20 protein-coding genes are annotated in these 20,259 nt (G+C 72.6%); 17 read left to right on the top strand and 3 right to left on the bottom strand.

Features of this window, described 5'->3' with window-relative positions:
• From ACZ5FU_RS00545 to ACZ5FU_RS00530, 4 genes are all read left to right on the top strand, one after another.
• Complete coding sequence (locus ACZ5FU_RS00545; RefSeq protein WP_468835774.1) at positions 1–1,626, top strand: YifB family Mg chelatase-like AAA ATPase; 1,626 nt, start codon at positions 1–3, stop codon at positions 1,624–1,626.
• Complete coding sequence (dprA, locus tag ACZ5FU_RS00540) at positions 1,623–2,783, top strand: DNA-processing protein DprA (protein WP_451777335.1); 1,161 nt, start codon at positions 1,623–1,625, stop codon at positions 2,781–2,783. Before ACZ5FU_RS00545 ends, dprA begins: the two co-directional genes overlap by 4 nt.
• 284 nt (positions 2,784–3,067) lie before the next feature.
• On the top strand, positions 3,068–3,910 hold the full coding sequence (gene whiG / locus ACZ5FU_RS00535) for an RNA polymerase sigma factor WhiG (RefSeq protein ID WP_401480715.1): 843 nt from the start codon (positions 3,068–3,070) through the stop codon (positions 3,908–3,910).
• Positions 3,911–4,090: 180 nt separating this feature from the next.
• Positions 4,091–4,645, top strand: coding sequence for a TetR/AcrR family transcriptional regulator (locus ACZ5FU_RS00530; protein WP_451526364.1), 555 nt, complete (start codon positions 4,091–4,093; stop codon positions 4,643–4,645).
• Positions 4,646–4,880: 235 nt separating this feature from the next.
• Here the strand turns inward: ACZ5FU_RS00530 and ACZ5FU_RS00525 are convergent, their stop codons facing one another.
• Complete coding sequence (locus ACZ5FU_RS00525; protein ID WP_469044036.1) at positions 4,881–5,432, bottom strand: M23 family metallopeptidase; 552 nt, start codon at positions 5,430–5,432, stop codon at positions 4,881–4,883.
• Positions 5,433–5,908: 476 nt separating this feature from the next.
• Here ACZ5FU_RS00525 and rpsB point away from each other — a divergent pair, with 476 nt between their 5' ends.
• The 13 genes from rpsB (at position 5,909) to ACZ5FU_RS00460 (ending at position 18,377) form a co-directional block, all read left to right on the top strand.
• The gene (rpsB, locus tag ACZ5FU_RS00520) at positions 5,909–6,832 is read left to right on the top strand and encodes a 30S ribosomal protein S2 (protein ID WP_469044034.1); all 924 of its coding nucleotides are present in this window, start codon (positions 5,909–5,911) and stop codon (positions 6,830–6,832) included.
• Positions 6,833–6,987: 155 nt separating this feature from the next.
• Positions 6,988–7,824, top strand: coding sequence for a translation elongation factor Ts (gene tsf, locus ACZ5FU_RS00515; RefSeq protein ID WP_451526305.1), 837 nt, complete (start codon positions 6,988–6,990; stop codon positions 7,822–7,824).
• 186 nt (positions 7,825–8,010) lie between these two features.
• Positions 8,011–8,772, top strand: a complete 762-nt coding sequence (gene pyrH / locus ACZ5FU_RS00510; protein ID WP_451526306.1) for a UMP kinase — start codon at positions 8,011–8,013, stop codon at positions 8,770–8,772.
• A gap of 211 nt (positions 8,773–8,983) precedes the next feature.
• Positions 8,984–9,541, top strand: coding sequence for a ribosome recycling factor (frr, locus tag ACZ5FU_RS00505; protein ID WP_053748032.1), 558 nt, complete (start codon positions 8,984–8,986; stop codon positions 9,539–9,541).
• Positions 9,541–10,782 carry a phosphatidate cytidylyltransferase gene (locus tag ACZ5FU_RS00500; protein ID WP_451526307.1) on the top strand — a complete coding sequence of 414 codons (1,242 nt, stop codon included), beginning with the start codon at positions 9,541–9,543 and terminating at the stop codon, positions 10,780–10,782. The genes frr and ACZ5FU_RS00500 overlap by 1 nt, the downstream gene beginning before the upstream one ends.
• A 99-nt stretch (positions 10,783–10,881) precedes the next feature.
• A complete protein-coding gene (locus ACZ5FU_RS00495; protein ID WP_451526308.1) occupies positions 10,882–11,058 on the top strand; it encodes a hypothetical protein in 177 nt (58 codons plus the stop codon).
• Positions 11,059–11,370: 312 nt separating this feature from the next.
• Complete coding sequence (locus ACZ5FU_RS00490) at positions 11,371–11,676, top strand: hypothetical protein (RefSeq protein ID WP_451526309.1); 306 nt, start codon at positions 11,371–11,373, stop codon at positions 11,674–11,676.
• Between the two features lie 187 nt (positions 11,677–11,863).
• Positions 11,864–12,256, top strand: a complete 393-nt coding sequence (locus ACZ5FU_RS00485) for a hypothetical protein (protein ID WP_468644968.1) — start codon at positions 11,864–11,866, stop codon at positions 12,254–12,256.
• Positions 12,257–12,415: 159 nt separating this feature from the next.
• Positions 12,416–13,522, top strand: a complete 1,107-nt coding sequence (rlmN, locus tag ACZ5FU_RS00480) for a dual-specificity RNA methyltransferase RlmN (protein WP_451526311.1) — start codon at positions 12,416–12,418, stop codon at positions 13,520–13,522.
• A 273-nt stretch (positions 13,523–13,795) separates the two neighbouring features.
• Positions 13,796–14,875: a thiamine ABC transporter substrate-binding protein gene (locus tag ACZ5FU_RS00475; RefSeq protein WP_469044032.1), complete on the top strand. Its 1,080-nt coding sequence runs from the start codon at positions 13,796–13,798 to the stop codon at positions 14,873–14,875.
• Positions 14,851–16,530, top strand: a complete 1,680-nt coding sequence (locus tag ACZ5FU_RS00470; protein ID WP_469044031.1) for an ABC transporter permease — start codon at positions 14,851–14,853, stop codon at positions 16,528–16,530. The genes ACZ5FU_RS00475 and ACZ5FU_RS00470 overlap by 25 nt, the downstream gene beginning before the upstream one ends.
• A complete protein-coding gene (locus tag ACZ5FU_RS00465; RefSeq protein WP_468835793.1) occupies positions 16,530–17,546 on the top strand; it encodes an ABC transporter ATP-binding protein in 1,017 nt (338 codons plus the stop codon). The genes ACZ5FU_RS00470 and ACZ5FU_RS00465 overlap by 1 nt, the downstream gene beginning before the upstream one ends.
• A gap of 24 nt (positions 17,547–17,570) precedes the next feature.
• Entirely contained in the window at positions 17,571–18,377 is an 807-nt protein-coding gene (locus tag ACZ5FU_RS00460; RefSeq protein ID WP_469044030.1) for a maleylpyruvate isomerase family mycothiol-dependent enzyme, read from the top strand.
• Positions 18,378–18,434: 57 nt separating this feature from the next.
• Here the strand turns inward: ACZ5FU_RS00460 and ACZ5FU_RS00455 are convergent, their stop codons facing one another.
• Together ACZ5FU_RS00455 and ACZ5FU_RS00450 are read right to left on the bottom strand one after the other, a co-directional pair.
• A complete protein-coding gene (locus ACZ5FU_RS00455) occupies positions 18,435–19,199 on the bottom strand; it encodes an LAETG motif-containing sortase-dependent surface protein (protein WP_469044028.1) in 765 nt (254 codons plus the stop codon).
• 569 nt (positions 19,200–19,768) lie between these two features.
• A complete protein-coding gene (locus ACZ5FU_RS00450; protein WP_451526317.1) occupies positions 19,769–20,188 on the bottom strand; it encodes a VOC family protein in 420 nt (139 codons plus the stop codon).
• Positions 20,189–20,259: the final 71 nt, after the last annotated feature.

Raw genomic sequence — 20,259 nt, 5'->3', positions numbered from 1 at the left:
ATGGGGTTCGCGCGCACCTGCTCGGTGGCGCTGGTGGGCGTCGAAGGCGTCGTCGTCGAGGTCCAGGCCGACCTGGAACCAGGAGTGGCGGCGTTCACCCTGGTGGGGCTGCCCGACAAGAGCCTGAGCGAGAGCCGGGACCGGGTCCGGGCGGCGGTGGTGAACTCGGGCGGCGAATGGCCGCAGAAGAAGCTCACCGTCGGTCTCAGCCCCGCCTCCGTGCCCAAGGCGGGCAGCGGCTTCGACCTCGCCATCGCCAGTGCCGTGCTCGGCGCGGCCGAGCGGATCGACCCGCGGGTGCTCGCCGACATCGTGATGATCGGCGAGCTGGGGCTCGACGGACGGGTCCGCCCGGTCCGCGGGATCCTCCCCGCGGTGCTCGCGGCGGCGGACGCCGGCTACGCACAGGTGGTCGTGCCCGAGTGCGCCGCCGCCGAGGCCGCACTGGTCCCGGGCGTCTCCGTGCTCGGCGTGCGCAGCCTGCGCCAGCTGATCGCCGTCCTCGCCGATGAACCGGTGCCCGATGAGGAACCGGAAGATTCCGGCCGGCCCGACCCGCTCATGGCCGGTCTGCGGATGCCCGGCACCGGCGCGGCCACCGGGACGCACGGACTCGGCACCGCCCCGCACGATCCGGGGCACGACCTCGCGGACGTGGTGGGACAGCGCTCGGCGCGCACGGCCGTCGAGGTCTCCGCGGCGGGCGGGCACCACCTGTTCCTGGAGGGTCCGCCGGGCGCCGGCAAGACGATGCTCGCGGAGCGCATGCCGGCCGTCCTGCCCCGGCTCGGCCGGCAGGAGTCCCTGGAGGTGACGGCCGTCCACTCGGTCGCGGGCCTGCTGCCACCGGGCAAACCGCTGATCGACGTCCCCCCGTACTGCGCCCCGCACCACTCGGCCACCCTGCAGGCGCTCGTGGGCGGCGGACCCCACGTCGCCCGGCCCGGAGCCGTGTCGATGGCGCACCGCGGCATCCTCTTCCTCGACGAGACCCCGGAGTTCAGCCCCCATGCCCTCGACGCCCTGCGGCAGCCCCTGGAGGCCGGTCACGTCGTGATCGCGCGCAGCGCCGGCGTGGTGCGGTTTCCCGCACGGTTCCTCATGGTGCTGGCGGCGAACCCGTGCCCGTGCGGCCGCTTCTCCCAGCGCGACAGCCTGTGCGAATGCCCGCCCTCGGCGATCCGCCGCTACCAGGCCCGGCTCTCCGGACCGCTGCTCGACCGGGTGGACCTGCGGGTGGAGGTCGACCCGGTCAGCAGGGCCCAGCTGGCCCACCGCGGCCCCGGCGGCGACTCCACCGCGACCGTCGCCGACCGGGTCCGGGCCGCACGCGAGCGCGCGGGGGCCCGGCTGGCGGGCACTCCCTGGCGGACCAACGGCGAGGTGCCGGGACGGGAACTGCGCAGCCGGTGGCATCCCGCGCCCGGTGCGATGGAGGAGGCCGAGCGGAGCCTGGAGCGGGGGCTGCTCACCGCCCGCGGGCTGGACCGCGTCCTGCGCGTCGCCTGGACCGTCGCCGACCTGGTCGGACACGACCGGCCCGACGCGGGGGACGTCGCCCTGGCCCTGCAGCTGCGTACGGGGGTCCCGCGCGGCGTGCCGATGGCGCTGGGGGCGCCGGCGTGACCGGCACCGACGGACCGGGCGGGGACCGGCTCGCGCGGGCCTTTCTCACCCGGGTCCTCGAACCCGGCGACGAGGCCGGCGGCCGCTGGGTGCGCGAGCGCGGTGCCGCAGAGGTGGTACGGCGGCTGCGCCCCGGCCGGGAGGCCCTGCCCGGGGTGAGCGGGCGGCGATGGGCCGGTCTCCTGGCGCGGGCCGCCCGGGCCGAGCCGGAACGGGACCTGGCCGTCGCCCGGGAGGCCGGCGTGCGGTTCGTGTGCCCGGGGGACACCGAATGGCCCGGCCCACTGGACGATCTCGGGGACGCCCGGCCGCTGGGCCTGTGGGTCCGGGGCCGGCCCAGCCTGCGGATGTGGGCGCTCCGGTCGGTCGCGGTCGTCGGCGCCCGCGCCTGCACCGAGTACGGCGCGCACATGGCGGCCGACCTCGCCGCCGGACTCGCCGAGCGCGGCTGGGTGGTGGTCTCCGGCGGGGCCTACGGCGTCGACGGCGCCGCCCACCGGGGCGCGCTCGCCGCCGGGGGTGCCACCGTCGCCGTGCTCGCCTGCGGGGTCGACCGGCCCTACCCGCGCGGGCACACGGAGCTGATCAACCGGATCGCGCAGCAGGGACTGGTCGTGGGCGAGTTGCCGCCGGGCGACCATCCCACACAGAGCAGGTTCATCCTGCGCAACCGGGTCATCGCCGCGCTCACCGGCGGCACCGTGGTGGTCGAGGCGGCCCACCGCAGCGGCTCCCTCGTCACCGCGCGGGCGGCCCAGCGGCTGGGTCGGCACACCATGGGCGTCCCCGGCCCCGCCACCAGCTCGCTCTCGGCGGGGGTGCACGAGCTCCTGCGCGAGGAGGCCGTGCTGGTCACCGACGCCGCCGAGGTCGTCGAACTGGTCGGCGGCATCGGAGAGCTGGCTCCGGAGCGGCGCGGCCCGGTGCTGCCCCACGACCTCCTGGAGCCGGACGCCCGGCGAGTCCTGGCCGCGCTTCCCGGCCGGCGGCCGGCGGCGGTCGACGAGATCGCCCGGGAGGGCGGCACCACCGAGGACGACGCGATCGCGAGACTGTACGAACTCAGGGCACTCGGTTACGTCGAACGACACGGCGACGACTGGAAGTTGACACGCCAGGCGATGATCTCCGTCCGAGCGGGGCGTCGCCCGTGTTGACCGAGGGGGTTCGGCCGTCCGAGGGAACGCCGAAGCCCTTGAGATTGACCGTAGTTGACGCCGTCCGCCCGTCACCCAGGGCGAGGGGCGCGTCTCGCCGGGGTGCCCGGCGGAACGTATCCGCGTACAGGACGGGCACGCTGTTCGCACACCGCGACGGCCCAGTCACGCTACGCTCACGAGGATTCCGGCGCGGACCGGCCGCCCGGCACCACCCGACACCAGACCGACGGCTCACCCCAGACCCCGCACGCACATCACGGCAGAACGACACAAGGCGACGAATGCCCCAGCACACCTCCGGGTCCGACCGGGCGGCGATCCCCCCAGCCGCCCGTGACGGTGGCAGCGTGCGGCCGCCCGCTCCCTCGACACTCGACGAACTGTGGCGGTCGTACAAGGCGACGGGGGACGAGCGGCTGCGGGAGCAACTGATCCTGCACTACTCGCCGCTCGTGAAGTACGTGGCGGGCCGGGTGAGCGTGGGCCTGCCGCCCAACGTGGAGCAGGCCGACTTCGTGTCCTCGGGCGTGTTCGGGCTGATCGACGCGATCGAGAAGTTCGACATCGAACGGGAGATCAAGTTCGAGACGTACGCGATCACCCGGATCCGGGGCGCGATGATCGACGAACTGCGCGCGCTGGACTGGATCCCCCGTTCGGTGCGGCAGAAGGCGCGGAACGTGGAGCGGGCCTACGCCACCCTGGAGGCACGCCTCAGACGGACTCCGTCGGAGGTCGAGGTGGCCGCCGAACTGGGCATCGCGGTGGACGACCTGCACTCCGTGTTCAGCCAGCTGTCGCTGGCCAACGTGGTGGCCCTGGAGGAGCTGCTGCACGTCGGCGGCGAGGGCGGGGACGGCCTCAGTGTCATGGACACATTGGAGGACACCGCCGCGGACAACCCCGTGGAGGTGGCCGAGGACCGTGAGCTGCGGCGATTTCTGGCGCGGGCCATCAACACCCTGCCCGAGCGGGAGAAGACGGTCGTGACGCTGTACTACTACGAGGGACTGACCCTCGCCGAGATCGGCAACGTGCTGGGAGTCACCGAGAGCCGGGTCAGCCAGATCCACACCAAGTCGGTGCTCCAGCTGCGCGCGAAGCTGGCCGGTTTCGGCCGCTGACCCCACCGGGTCCGGTCGGACCCGGTGGGACCGGGCCGGGCCGGACCCGGTCGGTGCGGTGACGGGCCGTGGCCCTGCGGCCGTCGCGCGGGCCTTGCGGGGGCGTGCGGGCGGAGCCACTCCCCATGCGGGTGCGGCGTCCGTACAGTGGTCGACGTGCCAAGGATTCGAGCGGCCTCCGTGGCCGAGCACCGGTCGATGCAGCGAGCCGCCCTGCTGGACGCGGCCCGCTCGCTATTGTCCGAGGGCGGTACGGAGGCGCTGACCTTCCCCGCTCTCGCCGAGCGGACGGGGCTCGCGCGCTCCTCCGTGTACGAGTACTTCCGGTCGCGGGCGGCCGTGGTCGAGGAGCTGTGCGAGGTCGACTTCCCCGTCTGGGCGGCCGAGGTCGAGGCGGCGATGGCCGCGGAGGAAGAGCCGGAGGCGAAGGTCGAGGCGTATGTCCGCCGGCAGTTGGCGCTGGTCGGGGACCGGCGGCACCGTGCCGTCGTGGCGATCTCGGCGAGCGAGCTGGACGCGGGAGCGCGGGAGAAGATCCGGGCCGCGCACGGGGGGCTCGTGGCGATGATCGTCGAAGCGGTGGCGGAGATGGGACACGCGGAACCGCGGCTGGCGGCCATGCTGGTCCAGGGCGTCGTGGACGCGGCCGTGCGGAGGATCGAGCTGGGGGTGGAGGAGACCTCCGTCGTGACGGAGGCGGCGGTGGGGATGGTGGTGCGCGGGGTCCGGGGGTAGGCCGCGCACCGCGGGTTCACCTGGCGCGCCGGCACTGCCGGTGACGGTGACGATGTTTGTGCCCGTGCCCGTGCCCGTGCCTGTACCGGTGCCTGTGTCCGTACCTGCTGTTCGCTGTCCGGCGCCCGCCGGTGGCGGCGGGGCGGGCCGTGCGGCCCGGCGACCGCGGGACGCCGTCCACCGGTGACCGACGGCCGCCCCCGGACGGCACGGTCGCCGCGGATCACCGGGCCGGTCACGGCAGCGGTACGCCCAGTACGGGCAGCAGCCGCGCCGGGGCCCTCGCCCTCAGCCACGCCGGCAGCAGGGACAGCGGGTTCAGGTAGGTCTCGCCCCTGAGCAGGCCCCAGTGGAGGCACGCGGTGGCGCAGTGGGAGGGCGTGGCGGCGGCGAGGGTGCCGACCGGCTGGGCCGGGGCGATCTCGTCGCCCTCAAAGACCGAGGGGCGCACCGGCGTGTAGGTGGTGCGCAGGGGCGGGGTGCCCGTGCCCGCCAGCTCCAGTGAGACCACGCCCCTGCCCGCCACCCGGCCCGCGAACAGCACCCGGCCCGCCGCCACCGCCCGGACGGGGGCGCCGACGGGGGCCGCCAGGTCGACACCGCGGTGGCCGCGGGCGTACGGGGTGGCCGGGGGGTCCCAGCCGCGTACCACCACGGGACGGGTGCCCACCGGCCAGGACCGGGCGATCGCCGGAACGGGCGCCGTCTCCGGGGCCGGATCCGTCCCGGGGCCCGGATCCGGTGCCGGCACCGAGGGCTGGACCGGCGCCGAAGGCGAGGTCGGCATCGAAGGCTGGACCGGCGCCGAAGGCGGGGCCGTCGCCGAAGGCGGGGCCGGAGACGGGTCAGGGGCGGGGGCCGGACCCGGGGACCGGACCGCGGCCGGAGCCCGGACGGCCCATCCGGGCGTGGCGCCGGCCGCCGAGGCCGTCGCGGCGAGCAGGAGGGCCGGCAGCAGGGGCAGGAGTCGCTTGACGTGCATGGCAGTACGGTCCCCGCCCGCCGGCCGGTGGCGCCCGTACCTGTGGACCACTCCCCGGTTGTGGACAGCGGCGTCACCCGGTGCCCCGCCGGTCCCGTACACTTCTTCTGGCGATCCGGGTCACCGGGTCGACTTCGCACGCCCCGGTACCGGGGTCCCGGCAGTAGCCGGATTCCGGTATCCGCGCCCCTCGGTCCTTCGTGGCTCGGCGCATCGCGGGCGTCAGGCGCGGGAACCGTCCGGTACCCGCGGCACAACCGAGAAAAACAAGGAGAACGGCCATGGCCGTCGTCACGATGCGGGAGCTGCTGGAGAGCGGCGTCCACTTCGGTCACCAGACCCGTCGCTGGAACCCGAAGATGAAGCGCTTCATCTTCACCGAGCGCAACGGCATCTACATCATCGACCTGCTCCAGTCGCTGTCGTACATCGACCGCGCCTACGAGTTCGTCAAGGAGACCGTCGCCCACGGCGGCACGGTCATGTTCGTCGGCACGAAGAAGCAGGCGCAGGAGGCCATCGCCGAGCAGGCCACCCGCGTCGGCATGCCCTACGTCAACCAGCGCTGGCTGGGCGGCATGCTCACCAACTTCTCGACCGTCTACAAGCGTCTGCAGCGCCTCAAGGAGCTCGAGCAGATCGACTTCGAGGACGTCGCCGCGTCGGGTCTGACGAAGAAGGAGCTCCTGGTCCTCTCGCGTGAGAAGGCCAAGCTCGAGAAGACCCTCGGTGGTATCCGCGAGATGTCCAAGGTTCCCAGCGCCGTCTGGATCGTGGACACCAAGAAGGAGCACATCGCGGTCGGCGAGGCCCGGAAGCTCAACATCCCGGTCGTCGCCATCCTCGACACCAACTGCGACCCCGACGAGGTCGACTACAAGATCCCGGGCAACGACGACGCGATCCGCTCCGTCACCCTGCTCACCCGCGTGATCGCCGACGCCGTGGCCGAGGGCCTCATCTCCCGCTCCGGTGTCGCCACCGAGGGCAAGGGCGAGAAGGCCGCCGGCGAGCCGCTGGCCGCGTGGGAGCGCGACCTGCTCGAGGGCGAGAAGAAGGCCGACGCCGAGAAGCCGGCCGAGGCCGCCGCCGAGGCGCCCGCCGCCGAAGAGGCCCCGGCCGCTGAGGCTCCGGCCGCCGAGGCCGAGGCTCCGGCCGCCGAGGCTGAGGCTGAGGCTCCGGCCGCCGAGGGCGAGCAGGCCTGACCCGTCGGGACGTGCGACGGCGGGAGCGGTGACATCACGTCCGCTCCCGCCGTTCACCCGTAGGTCAGCGGTGGGTCGCGGTTCTCCAGCTCCCTGTGGGCCGCAGACCCCGTAGATCTCCGATCTTCCAGACTTCGAGAAAGACTCACAGACTCATGGCGAACTACACCGCCGCCGACGTCAAGAAGCTCCGCGAGCTCACCGGCGCCGGCATGATGGACTGCAAGAAGGCGCTGGACGAGGCCGAGGGCAACGTCGACAAGGCCGTCGAGGCGCTCCGCATCAAGGGCCAGAAGGGCGTCGCCAAGCGCGAGGGCCGCTCCGCCGAGAACGGCGCCGTGGTCTCCATCGTCGCCGACGACAACTCCTCCGGCGTCCTGGTCGAGCTGAAGTGCGAGACGGACTTCGTCGCCAAGGGCGACAAGTTCCAGGCCGTCGCCAAGGCGATCGCCGAGCACGTCGCCAAGACCTCCCCGGCCGACATCGAGGCGCTGCTCGCCTCCGAGATCGAGCCCGGCAAGACCGTCCAGGCGTTCGTGGACGAGGCCAACGCCAACCTGGGCGAGAAGATCGTCCTGGACCGCTTCGCGCAGTTCGCCGACGGCTACGTCTCCGTCTACATGCACCGCACGATGCCCGACCTGCCCCCGCAGATCGGTGTCCTCGTCGAGCTGGACAAGCCCAACGCCGAGGTCGCCAAGGGCATCGCCCAGCACATCGCCGCCTTCGCGCCGAAGTACCTCTCCAAGGAGGACGTGCCGGCCGAGGTCGTCGAGTCGGAGCGCCGCATCGCCGAGGAGACCACCCGCGCCGAGGGCAAGCCCGAGGCCGCGATCGCCAAGATCGTCGAGGGTCGCCTCAACGGCTTCTTCAAGGACGCCACGGTCCTCGGCCAGCCGTACGCCCTGGACAACAAGAAGTCCGTGCAGAAGGTCCTGGACGAGGCCGGTGTCACCCTGAAGCGCTTCTCGCGCATCAAGGTCGGCATCTGAGTCCGTACCGCGACGGACGCCCGGCCCCGGTAGGGTCGGCAGCAGTCGTCCGTGGACGCCGTCACCTGGCGTGTGGCGGACGACAGCAGATCTGACGAGGAGGCCATTGCCGCGCAAGGGTTGCGAACACCCCACCGGCAATGGCCTTCTTCGTATGTGCACCACGTGAAAGAGGCGGGATCTCCCATGACCACCACCAAGGCCCAGAAGAGCGACGACGGCAAAGTGAGCGGACGGTTCCTGCTGAAGCTGTCCGGAGAGGCTTTCGCCGGTGGCGGCAGCCTGGGTGTCGACCCCGACGTGGTGCACAAGATCGCGCGCGAGATCGCGGCCGTCGTGCGCGACGGTGCGGAGATCGCGGTGGTCATCGGCGGCGGCAACTTCTTCCGCGGCGCCGAACTCCAGGTACGCGGCATGGACCGGGCCCGCTCGGACTACATGGGCATGCTCGGCACGGTGATGAACTGCCTCGCCCTCCAGGACTTCCTGGAGAAGGAGGGCATCGACAGCCGCGTCCAGACCGCCATCACCATGGGCCAGGTCGCCGAGCCGTACATCCCGCTGCGCGCCGTGCGCCACCTGGAGAAGGGCCGCGTGGTCATCTTCGGCGCCGGTATGGGCATGCCGTACTTCTCCACCGACACCACCGCCGCCCAGCGGGCCCTGGAGATCGACGCCGAGGCCCTCCTGATGGGCAAGAACGGCGTGGACGGCGTCTACGACTCCGACCCGAAGACCAACCCGGGGGCCGTCAAGTTCGACGCCCTCGGCTATGGCGAGGTCATCACCCGCGACCTGAAGGTCGCCGACGCCACCGCCATCACGCTGTGCCGCGACAACAGGCTCCCGATCCTTGTCTTCGAGCTTCTGGCAGAGGGCAATATCGCGCGGGCCGTCAAGGGTGAGAAGATCGGCACGCTGGTGAGTGAGCAGGGCAGCCGGGCCTGACCGGGAAAACCCGGGTCCGGCCCGGGGGAACCCCGGTTCGTACGACACAGCCCGACCGGGCGACGGACTCCGGTCGGGGGACGGACCCTGGTCGGGGGATGGACAATGTCCTGCCGGTCGGGAACCGTGCAGGAAGAAGACGCGACGCAGCCGGCCGCCGTCTCCGCGAGGAACCGCAGCCGGGCCTACTCAAGACACGCAGGAGCAAGTGGTGATCGAAGAGACCCTCCTCGAGGCCGAGGAGAAGATGGAGAAGGCCGTCGTGGTCGCCAAGGAGGACTTCGCCGCGATCCGCACCGGCCGTGCGCACCCGGCGATGTTCAACAAGATCGTGGCCGACTACTACGGCGCGCCGACGCCGATCAACCAGCTGGCTTCGTTCTCCGTGCCGGAGCCGCGCATGGCGGTCGTGACCCCGTTCGACAAGAGCGCGCTGCGCAACATCGAGCAGGCGATCCGCGACTCGGACCTCGGTGTCAATCCGAGCAACGACGGCAACATCATCCGGGTGGTGTTCCCCGAGCTGACCGAGGAGCGCCGCCGCGACTACATCAAGGTCGCCAAGGGCAAGGGCGAGGACGCCAAGGTGTCCATCCGCGCCGTGCGCCGCAAGGCCAAGGACGCCATCGACAAGCTCATCAAGGATGGCGAGGTCGGGGAGGACGAGGGCCGCCGTGCGGAGAAGGAACTCGACGACACCACCGCGAAGTACGTCGCGCAGGTGGACGAGCTCCTGAAGCACAAGGAAGCGGAGCTGCTCGAGGTCTGATGAACGACTCTTCCTGGGGCGCTCCGCCACGTGCCGGTTCACAGGCCGGGTACTGGGGGCCCAACGATCACGGGGCCGTCCCGCACGGACCCGTCCAGGGGGCTGCCGCGGCGGGTCCCGCGTACGATGCGCCTGAGGCGCAGCAGACTCGCCCCATGCCCATCGTCCCCGACGTACCCGCCCACGGCGGAGACCAGGATGACGACCGGGGGGCCGCTCGGCTGGGCGGCCCCCTGTTCCGAGACGAGACGTTCCGCGAGGGGACACCCCACGGCGGCACGTCCCGTGACGAGACATTCCGTGACGGGACGTCCTCCGTGGGGACGTCCCGTCACGAGACCCCGTCGGCTCTGCCCCCTGCGGTGGTGCCGCAGAATCCGGAGCCCATGCCCGACGCACCACAGCCGGCACCCGTCCCGCAGAAGAAGAGCGCGGGCCGTGACCTGACTGCGGCCATAGGCGTCGGCGTCGGACTCGGTGCGGTGATCATCGCGTCACTGTTCGTGGTCAAGGCCGTCTTCGTCGGCGTGGTCGCGGTCGCCGTCGTCGTCGGCCTGTGGGAACTGACGAGCCGGCTCCAGGAGCGCAAGGGCATCAAGGCTCCGCTGGTGCCGCTCGCGGTCGGCGGTGCCGCCATGGTCGTCGCGGGGTACGTCAGGGGCGCCGAGGGTGCCTGGATCGCGATGGCCCTGACCGCGCTGGCGGTCCTGGTCTGGCGGATGACGGAACCGCCGGAGGGCTACCTCAGGGACGTCACGGCCGGTGTCTTCGCGGCCTTCTACGTCCCGTTCCTGGCCACGTTCGTCACCATGATGCTCACCGCGGACGACGGGGCGCGCCGCGTCATGACGTTCCTGCTCCTGACCGTCGTCAGCGACACCGGGGCGTACGCCGTCGGCTGGCGCTTCGGCAAGCGCAAGCTCGCTCCGCGCATCAGCCCCGGCAAGACCCGCGAGGGCCTCCTCGGCGCCGTCTCCTTCGCGATGGTCGTGGGCGCGTTGTGCATGCAGTTCCTGATCGAGGACGGCGCCTGGTGGCAGGGGCTGCTGCTCGGCCTGGCGGTCGCGGCCAGCGCGACCCTCGGCGACCTCGGCGAGTCCATGATCAAGAGGGACCTCGGCATCAAGGACATGGGCACCCTGCTCCCCGGCCACGGCGGCATCATGGACCGCCTGGACTCCCTGCTGCCCACCGCGCCGGTGGTGTGGCTGCTGCTGGTGCTGTTCGTGGGTTCCGGCTGAGCGACGTCCCGCTCCGCTCCCGCGACGAGCCCCCGTCCCCGCGAGGACGGGGGCTCGTCGCATGGACCGGCCGACGAGCGGGCCGCTAGGGTTCTCCGCATGGGGCGGGCGAGACGCGAGGAAGACGGCACCTACCACGGTGACCTGCAGTGCCGGTGGTGCAAGGCGCTCCTCGCGCAGAACGGACGGCGCAGACCGAAGCTGTACTGCGGAGGATGGCACCGGACCAAGGCGTACGCCGGGTGGTGCGCCGCTGTGATCGCCGGGCTGTTCTGAGCCGGCCCGGGCATCCGCGTCGATCCGCGCCCCGGGGAGGGCGGTGCCCGCACCCGGAGAATCGCCGGATCGGCGTGGCCGAGGTACGCGCTCACGTCCTTGACGTTCTCGTCCGCGTCCGGGAGGACCGGGGCGTGGAAGCGGCGGAGGGCCTGCATCCCGTGCTGCCGGGCTGAGGCGTACGGCCTCCCGGGGTCCGGCATCGGGACGAGGCCGGCCGCGGCAAGGGCGTGCTGCCGCTCGTGGACGTCGAAGCCGCTCCGCCGATCTTCGCTGTACCGTTTCCGCAGACGATCACGGGGAGGGGTCTGGATGGCCGGACGTTGGTACACGGCCCTGGGCGTGAACCTGCTGCTCGGAGTCCCGGCGGTGGTGCCGATCTGGCTGCTCTGGTTCCTCGCGGCGAACTGGCTGGGGCCCCGGGAACCCACGGAGAACGACGGCATGGCCCTGTGGCTGGTGATCATCGCCCCCGTCGTCGCTCTCTACCTGCTGCTCTGGTCCGCCGCCAACCGGCCTCTGGCACGCCGGACTTCGCTCGACGCCCGCGGCTACTGGTCGCTCAGCGTCCTGGGCACCCTCCTGCCGACCGCCACGCTCATCCTCGTCTCACCCTGACCGGATCGGCGCGGACCGGGGCCCGTCGCGGCCCGGCCCCACCCTGAGGCCAGGCAGCCGGTCAAGAGGCCCTGAACGGCTTCCCGGGGCGGCTCCGAGCCGATGCCGAGCGGAGTCCGTACGGTGCCGCCCCCGCGGGCGTGGCGCGCGAGGACCCGGCGAGACGGCGCGGGAGCCGGGGAAGGCCGTGCGGGACGTGCGCGGGTACGCGTACGCGGTGATCGACGATCACGCACTCTTCCCGTTCCGGTGCGCGGACGGGCCGAGACCCCTGGACCGGGCCCGGCTGCCGGCCGACGCGTCGCCCACTCGGCACCGGCTGCTCCGGGCGCACGGGCCGCAGCCTCCGGAAGGCCTGCTCGACGTCGACGAGGACCTGGCGACCGAGGAGTGCCTGGGGCTGCGCGAAGCCTTCGAGGAGCTGGGAGCCTCCACCCGGCTGGTCCGCGTGTCCTTCACGGCCGACGCCGAGAACGGCGTCCACGCCGTCCACCGGGGGCACCTCCACCTCGAACCCGACCGCACCTTCACCTGGCCCTGCAGGGAACGGCTCCCGGTCGCTCCCGTGCAGGTGGAATGACGGGTGGTGGCGCCCCTGTCTGGGCACGGCCGGCCGAGGGCCGGGCCGCCTCCGGGCCGTCCGAAGCCGGCCGACGCCGACAGGCGACAGGCGAGGGTGACCACCCCCACCCCCCTCCGGCCCGGGCACCCGGCGATGATCTGCCACACTGGACGTGTTATGCCTGCACCCGGAGAACTCACTTTCGTCGCCCCCCGCGGAGCCAAGAAGCCGCCGCGGCATCTTGCCGACCTCTCGCCCGCCGAGCGGAAGGAGGCGGTGGCGGAGACCGGGGAGAAGCCGTTTCGTGCGAAACAGCTGTCCCAGCACTACTTCGCGCGGTTCGCGCACGACCCGGCCGAGTGGACGGACATCCCCGCCGGCGCTCGCGAGAAGCTGCGCGAGGCGCTGCTGCCCGAGCTGATGACGGTCGTGCGGCATCTGTCCACGGACCAGGGGACCACCCGCAAGACGCTCTGGCGGCTGTTCGACGGCACGCTCGTGGAGTCGGTGCTGATGCGGTACCCGGACCGGGTCACCATGTGCATCAGTTCGCAGGCCGGCTGTGGGATGAACTGCCCCTTCTGCGCCACCGGGCAGGCCGGGCTGGACCGGAACCTGTCCACCGCGGAGATCGTCCACCAGATCGTGGACGGGATGCGGGCGCTGCGCGACGGAGAGGTCCCCGGCGGGCCGGCCCGGTTGTCCAACATCGTGTTCATGGGCATGGGCGAGCCGCTCGCCAACTACAAGCGGGTCGTCGGCGCGATCCGCGCGCTCACCGACCCCGCGCCCGACGGTCTGGGGCTCTCGCAGCGCGGGATCACCGTCTCGACGGTCGGGCTGGTGCCGGCCATCAACCGGTTCTCCGACGAGGGCTTCAAGTGCCGGCTCGCGATCTCGCTGCACGCCCCCGACGACGAGCTGCGCGACACCCTCGTCCCCGTGAACACGCGGTGGAAGGTGCGCGAGGTGCTCGACGCCGGGTTCGCGTACGCGGAGAAGTCCGGACGCCGGCTGTCCATCGAGTACGCGCTGATCCGCGACATCAACGACCAGGCCTGGCGGGGTGACCGGCTCGGGCGCATGCTCAAGGGCCGGCCCGTGCACGTGAACCTGATCCCGCTGAATCCGACGCCGGGCTCCAAGTGGACCGCCTCCCGGCCCGAGGACGAGAAGGCGTTCGTCGAGGCCATCGCGGCGCACGGGGTACCCGTCACCGTCCGGGACACCCGCGGTCAGGAGATCGACGGGGCGTGTGGTCAGCTCGCCGCCACCGAGCGGTAGTCTGACCGGCGTAAGCCGTAAGGCGTAAGTAGGGATGAAAGCACTGTCCTGTTTTCGGGCAGTGCGGATCATCGGACATCTTCATATTCCGACAGGGGAGCGCCACAGCGCTGAGAGTGCGGCAACCGGGCCGCAGACCCTCTGAACCTCGCCCAGGTCATTCTGGGTAGGAAGTTCGGTCATCACTCGAGCTGTTGCGCCCTGCCCGGGAGCCCCCTCGCGGGCCCCGGGCAGGGCCGCGTCTCTTCCTGGTCACCTCCAGGAGGAATACCAGTGCACACCAGGACGCTCGTGGCCGCGGCCGTCGGCCTCGGCCTCGTCACGCTGTCCGCCTGCGGGTCGTCGGACGACGGCGGATCCGCGCAGGGCGGGAGCAGGACCGTCACCCTCGTCAGCCACGACTCGTGGGCCGTCTCCAAGAGCGTGCTCGCCGACTTCGAGAAGCGGTCCGGCTACCGGGTGAAGGTCCTCAAGGACGGCGACGCCGGGCAGGCCGTCAACAAGGCGATCCTCACCAAGGACAACCCCCAGGGCGACGTCTTCTTCGGCGTCGACAACACCCTGCTCTCCCGCGCGCTCGACAACGGCCTCTTCCAGCCGTACGAGGCGAAGGGGCTCGACCAGGTCGACGGCCGGTACCGGCCGGCCGCCGGCAAGCACCGGGTCACCCCCGTCGATTACGGCGACGTCTGCGTCAACTACGACAAGAAGTACTTCGCCGACCACGAGCTGACGCCGCCCGCCGACTTCGACGACCTGGTGAAGCCGGCGTACAAGAACCTCCTCGTCACCGAGAACGCCTCCACCTCCTCGCCCGGCCTCGGCTTCCTGCTGGGCACCGCGGCGAAGTACGGCGACAAGGGCTGGCCGGACTACTGGAAGAAGCTCGAGGCCAACGGGGTGAAGGTCGTCGACGGCTGGGAGCAGGCCTACAACGAGGAGTTCTCCGGGTCGGCCGGCGGCAGGAAGGCCGGGGCCGACCGGCCGCTCGTCGTCTCCTACGCCTCCTCCCCGCCCGCCGAGGTGATCTACGGCGACCCGAAGCCGGCGACCGCGCCGACCGGCGTCGCGGCCGGCACCTGCTTCCGGCAGATCGAGTTCGCCGGACTGCTGAGCAACGCGAAGAACAGCGAGGGCGGCAAGGCGCTGATCGACTTCCTGATCTCGAAGGAGTTCCAGGAGGACATGCCGCTCAACATGTTCGTCTACCCGGTGGCGAAGGGCGCCGCCGTGCCCGCCGAGTTCACCGCGTACGGCCCCGCCGCCGAGGATCCCGAGACGATGGACCCGGCGAAGATCGCCGCGGACCGCGACCAGTGGGTCAAGTCGTGGACCTCGCTCGTACTGAAGTAGGGCGGCGGCCGGCCGGCCGCCGGCGTACCGGGAGCGCGGCGCGGCTCGGGCTCATGGCCCTGCCCGTCGCGTTCTTCGGGCTGTTCTTCGCCTACCCGGTCGCCGCGATCACCGCGCGCGGACTGCGCGCCGGCGACGGCTGGCACTTCGGGCGCCTGCTCGACGTGCTCGGGCAGTCCGACATCCGGCACGTCCTGTGGTTCACCACCTGGCAGGCCCTCGCCTCCACCGCGCTGACCCTGCTGCTCGCCCTGCCCGCCGCCTACGTCTTCGCCCGGTTCTCCTTCCCCGGCAAGCAGGTCCTGCGGGCCGTCGTGACCGTCCCGTTCGTCCTGCCGACGGTGGTCGTCGGTACGGCGTTCCTGGCGCTGGTCGGGCGCGGCGGCCTCCTCGACGACCTGTGGGGCGTACGGCTGGACACCACCGTGTGGGCGATCCTGCTGGCCCACGTCTTCTTCAACTACGCCGTGGTCGTGCGGACGGTCGGCGGGCTGTGGGCGCAGCTCGACCCGCGGCAGGAGGAGGCCGCGCGCATGCTGGGTGCCTCACCGCTGCGGGCCTGGCGGCAGGTCACCCTCCCGGCCCTCGCGCCGGCCGTGGCCGCCGCCGCGCTCATGGTGTTCCTCTTCACCTTCACCTCCTTCGGCGTGGTGCAGATCCTCGGCGGGCCGACGTTCTCCACGCTGGAGGTGGAGATCTACCGGCAGACCTCGGAGATCTTCGACCTGTCGACGGCGGCCGTCCTCACGATCGTCCAGTTCGCCGCCGTCGGCGCGATCCTCGCCGTGCACGCGTGGACCGTACGGCGGCGGGAGAGCGCGCTGCGGCTCGTGGACGCGGCGGGGACGGCGCGGCGACCGCGCGGGGCGGGGCAGTGGGCGTTGCTGGCCGGGGTGCTCGGCACGGTCGCGCTGCTGCTCGTGCTGCCGCCGGCCGTGCTGGTGCAGCGCTCCCTCGACGCCCCCGACCTCGCCTACTACCGGGCGCTGGCCGACGACGACGGCAACGTGTTCCTGGTGCCGCCGATCGAGGCGGTCGGGAACTCGCTGGAGTACGCCCTGGCCGCCACCGCGATCGCGGTGACGGTCGGCGCTCTGGCGGCGGCGGCCCTGACCCGCCGGGACGCCGGGCGTCTGGTCCGCGGGTTCGACGCGCTGCTGATGCTGCCGCTGGGGGTCTCCGCGGTGACCGTCGGCTTCGGCTTCCTGATCGCGCTCGACGAACCTCCGCTGGACCTGCGGGCCACCTGGATCCTGGTACCGCTCGCACAGGCGCTGGTCGGCGTCCCCTTCGTCGTGCGGACCATGCTGCCGGTGCTGCGGGCCGTGGACGACCGGCTGCGGGAGGCCGCGGCCGTGCTGGGGGCCACGCCGTGGCGGGTGTGGCGGGAGGTGGACCTGCCGATGGTGCGGCGGGCGCTGCTGGTCGCGGCCGGGTTCGCCTTCGCGGTGTCGCTGGGGGAGTTCGGCGCGACGGTGTTCATCGCGCGGCCCGACAACCCGACCCTCCCGGTCGCCGTGGCACGGCTGCTGGGGCGGGCCGGTGAGCTGAACTACGGCCAGGCCATGGCCCTTTCGACGATTCTGATGGTGGTGTGCGCGATCGCCCTGCTGGTGCTGGAGCGGCTGCGCACCGACCGGACGGGGGAGTTCTGATGCTGAGGCTGGAAGGCGCGACCGTGCGGTTCGGGGACCGGGCGGTGCTGGACGCCCTCGATCTCACCGTCGCCGAGCACGAGGTGGTGTGTGTGCTCGGGCCCAGCGGCAGCGGCAAGTCGACGCTGCTGCGGGCGGTGGCCGGGCTGCAACCGCTGGACGCCGGACGGGTGATGCTGGACGGGCGGGACCAGGCGGGGGTGCCCGCGCACCGGCGCGGGCTGGGGCTGATGTTCCAGGACCACCAGCTGTTCCCGCAGCGCGACGTCGGCGGCAACGTGGCCTTCGGACTGCGCGTGCGCGGCGCCGACCGGGGGCGACGGCGCGAACGGGTGGGGGAGTTGCTCGACCTGGTCGGTCTGCCGGACGCGGCCGGCCGGGCCGTCGCCGCGCTCTCCGGCGGCGAGCAGCAGCGGGTGGCGCTGGCCCGCGCGCTCGCGCCCAGCCCGCGGCTGCTGATGCTGGACGAACCGCTCGGGCAGCTCGACCGGTCGCTGCGGGAGCGGTTGGTCGTCGAACTGCGGGAACTCTTCGGCCGGCTGGGCACCACGGTGCTCGCGGTCACCCACGACCAGGGCGAGGCGTTCGCGCTGGCCGACCGGGTCGTGGTGATGCGGGACGGGCGGATCGCCCAGTCCGGCACGCCGCTTCAGGTGTGGCAGCGGCCGACGGACGCGTTCGTGGCCCGCTTCCTCGGCTTCGACAACGTGGTGGAGTCGAGCGTGGCCGGGGAGGCCGCGGACACGCCGTGGGGCAAGGTGCCGGTGCCGGCCGGCTCCCCGCAGGGCACCCGCACGCTGCTGGTGCGGCCGGCCGGGGTGCGGCTGGTCGCCGCCGGGCAGGGCCTGCCCTGCACGGTCGCCGCCCGCACCTTCAAGGGCACCCACGTCGCCGTCCACCTGCAGCCGCGGGACGCCCCGCGCCTGGAGGCCGCCTGCGCGCTGCGGCTCGCACCGGAGACCGGGGACACGGTCGGGGTGGAGTTCGACGCGGCCGAAATCGTCGTGCTCGGCTGAACCGCGCGCCCGTACGGTGAGGGCATGAGCCTTCTCGCGCACGACCGGTACTGCGACGAAATAGCCCATCAGGTAGGGCAGTTGAGGTCCATCGTGACCTCCGGGACCGATCTGTCGGCCACCGTGCCGACCTGCCCCGACTGGTCCTTGGAACAGCTCGTCCGGCACACGGGCGGCGCCCTGCGCTGGACGGAGCTGCTGGTGCGGACCCGGGCGCGGGAGAACGTCCGCGACGAACAGGTCCCCGCGCACGACGGTCCGTCGGCCCGCGCCGATCCCGCCGCGCTGGACGCCTGGCTCGCGGAGACCGGCGACGCGGTCGTCGCCGCGCTGCGGGAGGCCGGGCCCGACGCCGAGGTCTGGGGCTGGACGGGGGAGGGCGACGCCCGGTTCTGGGCCCGCCGGATGACCCACGAGATCACCGTGCACCGCGCCGACGCCGCGCTCACCGCCGGGCTGCCCTACGAGGTGGCGCCGGAGATCGCCGCCGACGCGCTGGACGAGTGGCTGTACATCGTGGAGTGGGTGCAGCGGAACCTGCCGCAGCGGGCGTCCGGCGAGCTGCGTGCCGCGCGGCACCGGGATCGCGGCATCCGGCTGCAGGCCACCGACGTACCGGCGGGCCTGGACGCCGAATGGTGGGTGCGGCTGACCGAGGACGGGATCGAGTGGCGACGGGGACCCGGGACGGCGTCCGTGACGCTGCGCGGCCCGCTCACCCCGGTCCTGCTCGCCTTCTACCGCCGACTGCCCCTGGACACACCGGAGCTGGAGGTCCTCGGCGATCGCGAGCTGCTGGAGTTCTGGCTGGAGAAGACGGTCTTCGGCTGAACCGGCGGGCGTCCCGCGCCGCTCCGACGAACGGGGCGGCGCGGGACGCCCGGGTGGTCAGCGGTTGCCGGTTCCCTTGCGGCGCATGCCGAAGAAGACCGCGCCGCCGCCGACGAGGACCAGGACGGCCGCGATGCCGACGACCAGGCCGGTGCGGGAACTGGCCCCGGTCTCGGCGAGGTTGGAATCCTGGGCGGCGGGCGACGGGACGTTGCTCACGGTGCCGGCGGGTGCGGTGCTCTCGCTCGTGGAGGGCGACGGGGCGGGGGCCGTCGGCTTCGACGGGGGCGAGGCGGTGGCGGAGGCGCCGCCGGAAGCGCTGTCGGAGGGGGTCGTCGACGGGGTCGAGGAGGCCGTCGACTGTTTCGAGGGGGCCGACGGCGTGGTGGGGGCGGTGGGCGTGGTGTCCGCCGCCCGGCAGGCCTTGGCCGGGGTGGTCAGGTTGGGCGCGATGTCGGCTTCGAGCTTGCCGGCCTTGATGTGGATCCGGTACTCGGCGTTCGGCCCCCACTGCTCGGCGAAGACGGCGGTGACGCCCTCGGCCGATTCCTCGACCCGGGTGGGCTTGCCGACCCGCTTCAGGTCGGCGTTGTTGTTCTGGAGGAAGATGCTGACGACGGTGGGGGTGTCGGTCACGTCCGTGCCGGTGACGGTGATGACGCCCTTCGCCCCGTCACAGGAGGCTGCCGCGGAGAACTGGTCGATGCCGGCGGGGTCGGTGGCCAGCGCGGAGCCGGAGGCGCCGAGGACAAGGGCGGCCGAGGCGCCGACGAGAGCGGACAGGCGCACCGAACGAGCGGCGGTACGGCGGGATGGGGACACGTTTGTCCTTTACGTGATGTGCAACTGCGGGGCGCGGAGGGGGAGATGCCGGCCTCTGTGCGGCGGCGGCGACCTCCCCGGGGATCCCACAGGTCTATAAGCGTTCCATAAGAAGTGTCAATGCGTCGATGGTTCCGGCCCCTCGGCTTTGCCCACTCATGGACCGCCGATACGTTTCAGCGCGTCGGGAGTCTCCTCGGCCCGGCCCTCCGTCCACCACGGGCCGCCCCGCGAGGGCGGGTTCGCGGTCGCGTCGCGCGGCACCGGCCTCCCCCTCCGCCCCGTCGCTTCCGGCACGGCGGCGGCCCTTCGTCCCCACCGCCCCTGCGTCGGAAGGGAGTTCGCCGGAGGTGCCGGGACGGTGTCGCCGAGTCCCCCGACGCACCGGGCGGGGGACTCTGCTTCGCGGCCGTGCGGTCCGCGCGGGCCGTCCGGCCGCGCGGGCCGTCGTCCGGCCGCGCGGGCCGTCGTCCGGCCGCGCGGGCCGTCGTCCGGCCGCGCGGGCCGTCGTCCGGCCGGGCGGGTGCCGAGGCGGACCCGCCCGTACCGGGGTGCCCCGTCGGGGCGGATCAGCCCTCGAACGCCGACGGGTCCATCCAGGCGACCTCCCAGGTGTGGCCGTCGGGGTCGTCGAAGGAACGCCCGTACATGAAGCCGAGGTCCTGCGTCTCGTTGGCGGGCGAACCGCCCACCGCCAGGGCGCGGTCGACCAGTTCGTCCACCTTCTCGCGGCTCTCCGCGCCCAGCGCGATCATGACCTGGCTGGTCTTGGTGGCGTCCGCGATCTCCTTCTTGGTGAAGGTCGAGTAGAAGGGCCTGGTGAGCAGCATCGCGACGACGGTGTCGCTGATCACCACGGAGGCCGCGTTCTCGTCGCTGAACCGGGGGTCGAGCGAATAGCCCAGGTCCGTGAAGAACTTCTTGGAGGCCTCCAGGTCGTTCACGGGCAGGTTGACGAAGACCATCTGCTGGTGGGCCGGGGTGCTCATCGGGTGTCTCCCATCGGTTCGTGCCGTTCGTGCCGTGCGGTCGGGCACGGTGTCGTGCGGGTTCTTCCGAG

This window comes from Streptomyces sp. NPDC031554, from assembly GCF_055580685.1.
Note: the sequence above shows the minus strand (reverse complement) of the source record. Positions and strands in the feature narration are given on the sequence as shown.

Bases quoted from the DNA above. Each gene is read 5' to 3' on its own strand.
- ACZ5FU_RS00545 (WP_468835774.1), top strand. From the start codon at position 1: ATGGGGTTCGCGCGCACCTGCTCGGTGGCGCTGGTGGGCGTCGAAGGC.
- whiG (WP_401480715.1), top strand. From the start codon at position 3,068: ATGCCCCAGCACACCTCCGGGTCCGACCGGGCGGCGATCCCCCCAGCC.
- ACZ5FU_RS00525 (WP_469044036.1), bottom strand. From the start codon at position 5,432: ATGCCGACCTCGCCTTCGGCGCCGGTCCAGCCCTCGGTGCCGGCACCG.
- rpsB (WP_469044034.1), top strand. From the start codon at position 5,909: ATGGCCGTCGTCACGATGCGGGAGCTGCTGGAGAGCGGCGTCCACTTC.
- tsf (WP_451526305.1), top strand. From the start codon at position 6,988: ATGGCGAACTACACCGCCGCCGACGTCAAGAAGCTCCGCGAGCTCACC.
- pyrH (WP_451526306.1), top strand. From the start codon at position 8,011: ATGACCACCACCAAGGCCCAGAAGAGCGACGACGGCAAAGTGAGCGGA.
- ACZ5FU_RS00500 (WP_451526307.1), top strand. From the start codon at position 9,541: ATGAACGACTCTTCCTGGGGCGCTCCGCCACGTGCCGGTTCACAGGCC.
- ACZ5FU_RS00495 (WP_451526308.1), top strand. From the start codon at position 10,882: ATGGGGCGGGCGAGACGCGAGGAAGACGGCACCTACCACGGTGACCTG.
- ACZ5FU_RS00490 (WP_451526309.1), top strand. From the start codon at position 11,371: ATGGCCGGACGTTGGTACACGGCCCTGGGCGTGAACCTGCTGCTCGGA.
- rlmN (WP_451526311.1), top strand. From the start codon at position 12,416: ATGCCTGCACCCGGAGAACTCACTTTCGTCGCCCCCCGCGGAGCCAAG.
- ACZ5FU_RS00465 (WP_468835793.1), top strand. From the start codon at position 16,530: ATGCTGAGGCTGGAAGGCGCGACCGTGCGGTTCGGGGACCGGGCGGTG.
- ACZ5FU_RS00460 (WP_469044030.1), top strand. From the start codon at position 17,571: ATGAGCCTTCTCGCGCACGACCGGTACTGCGACGAAATAGCCCATCAG.
- ACZ5FU_RS00450 (WP_451526317.1), bottom strand. From the start codon at position 20,188: ATGAGCACCCCGGCCCACCAGCAGATGGTCTTCGTCAACCTGCCCGTG.